The sequence below is a fragment of the uncultured Meiothermus sp. genome, from assembly GCF_937863175.1.
Taxonomy (GTDB): Bacteria; Deinococcota; Deinococci; order Deinococcales; family Thermaceae; genus Meiothermus.
This window is the reverse complement of the sequence record NZ_CALMCQ010000335.1, coordinates 1-1912: the sequence shown is the minus strand read 5'-3', so window position 1 is coordinate 1912 and position 1912 is coordinate 1. Positions and strand designations below refer to the sequence as shown.

The 1912-nt window shown below is 59.4% G+C and carries 2 protein-coding genes; both read left to right on the top strand.

Going from position 1 to position 1912, the window contains the following annotated elements; genetic code table 11:
* The coding region (sucB, locus tag Q0288_RS12565; protein WP_299430933.1) for a dihydrolipoyllysine-residue succinyltransferase at nucleotides 1-677 on the top strand (677 nt) is incomplete at its 5' end.
* Nucleotides 678-770: 93 nt separating this feature from the next.
* A partial coding sequence (lpdA, locus tag Q0288_RS12560) for a dihydrolipoyl dehydrogenase (protein WP_299430931.1) occupies nucleotides 771-1912 on the top strand: 1142 nt, incomplete at its 3' end.

Sequence of the window (1912 nt, the reverse complement as noted above, 5' to 3'; positions counted from 1 at the left end):
TGTCCCCTTTGCGCCGCCGCATTGCCGAACGCCTGCTCTCGGCCAAGCAAAACACCGCCATGCTCACCACCTTCAACGAGGCCGATATGGGCATGGTGATGGATTTGCGCAAGGAGTATGGCGAGAGTTTCCAGAAGAAATACGGCCTGAAGCTGGGCTTTATGAGCTTTTTCGTGAAAGCCGTTACCCAGGCCCTGCAAGAGATACCCCAGCTCAATGCCGAAATACGTGGAACCGATATCGTCTACCACCGCTACTACGACATTGGCATCGCCGTGGGCGGAGGAGAAGGCCTGGTGGTGCCAGTGATCCGCAATGCCGACCAGCTGAGCATGGCCCAGATCGAGGCCACCATTGCGGATTATGGCGAGCGGGTGCGGGCCAAGAAAATTAAGCCCGACGAGCTGATGGGCGGCACCTTTACCATTACCAACGGCGGAATCTACGGCTCGCTAAACTCCACCCCCATCCTCAACCCGCCGCAGGTGGGCATCCTGGGTATGCACGCCATTGTCGAGCGCCCGGTTGCCCGGGGCGGTGCAGTGGTCATCCGCCCGATGATGAACCTGGCCCTCTCCTACGATCACCGCATTGTAGATGGGCGTGAGGCGGTGACCTTCCTCAAACGGGTCAAGGAGATGATCGAGAGTCCGGTGCGGCTGGCGCTGGAAGTGTAAAGGATGCTGATAGCTGATGGCCCATAGCCGATAGCCAAATACCATGTCGCTATCGGCTATAAGCAATCGGCTATAAGCTATTTGCGAGGTTCTATGCCAAAACATCAACTGGTGGTAATTGGAGCAGGGCCAGGGGGGTATGTCGCTGCAATTAAGGCCGCACAGCTTGGGCTGGACGTAGCCTGTATCGAGAAAGAACCAGCCCTGGGCGGAACCTGCTTGCGGGTGGGGTGTATCCCCTCCAAGGCCCTGCTGGATGCCAGCGAAAAAATATATGCCGCCCAGCGAAATCGCCTGATCGGCCTGAAAATTGGCCAGCCCGAACTGGATCTACCGGCACTGATGGCCCACAAAGACAAAGTGGTCAAGGCCAATACCGGCGGGGTGGAGTTTTTGTTCAAAAAGAACAAGGTGACCCGCTACCTGGGCCACGCCAGCATCGTGGGCCCCCACGGGGTGTCGGTCAAAGGGCCGGAGGGTATCCAGGAAATCGAAGCCGAGCGCATCCTGATTGCTACCGGTTCCAAGGCTGCCATGCTGAAGGGGGTCGAGCTCGACTACGACGTGGTGGGCACCTCCGACCAGGCCATCGCTTACCCAACGGTGCCCGAATCGTTAGTGGTTATTGGGGGTGGGGTGATCGGCCTCGAGCTCGGCTCGGTCTGGAAACGCCTGGGCTCAAAGGTCACGGTGCTGGAATACCTGCCTACCATTCTGGGGGGCATGGACGCTGAGATTGCCAAGGCAGCCGAGAAGATCTTCAAAAAGCAGGGCCTGGAGATCCGCACCGGGGTGCGCGTGACCGCGGCCTATGTCAGGGACGGCAAAGGCATTGTTGAGCTCGAGGGCGGTGAACCTCTGGCCGCCGACCGGGTGCTGCTGGCGACCGGGCGGGTGCCCAACACCGACGGACTGGGCCTGGAAAATGTGGGCCTTACCACCGATGAAAAAGGGTGTATCCCGGTCAACGCCCACTACCAGACCGCCGTACCCAGCATCTTTGCCATTGGCGATGTGATTGCGGGCCCCATGCTGGCCCACAAAGCCGAAGAAGAAGGCTATGCCGCCGTCGAGTACATGGTGACTGGCTATGGGCATGTGGATTACAACTCCATCCCGTGCGTGGTTTATACCCACCCCGAGATCGCCTCGGTGGGCAGGAGCGAGGAAGAACTCGAGGCTGCGGGAGTCCCCTACAAAAAAGGTAGTTTCCCTTTCAGCGCCAATGGCCGCGC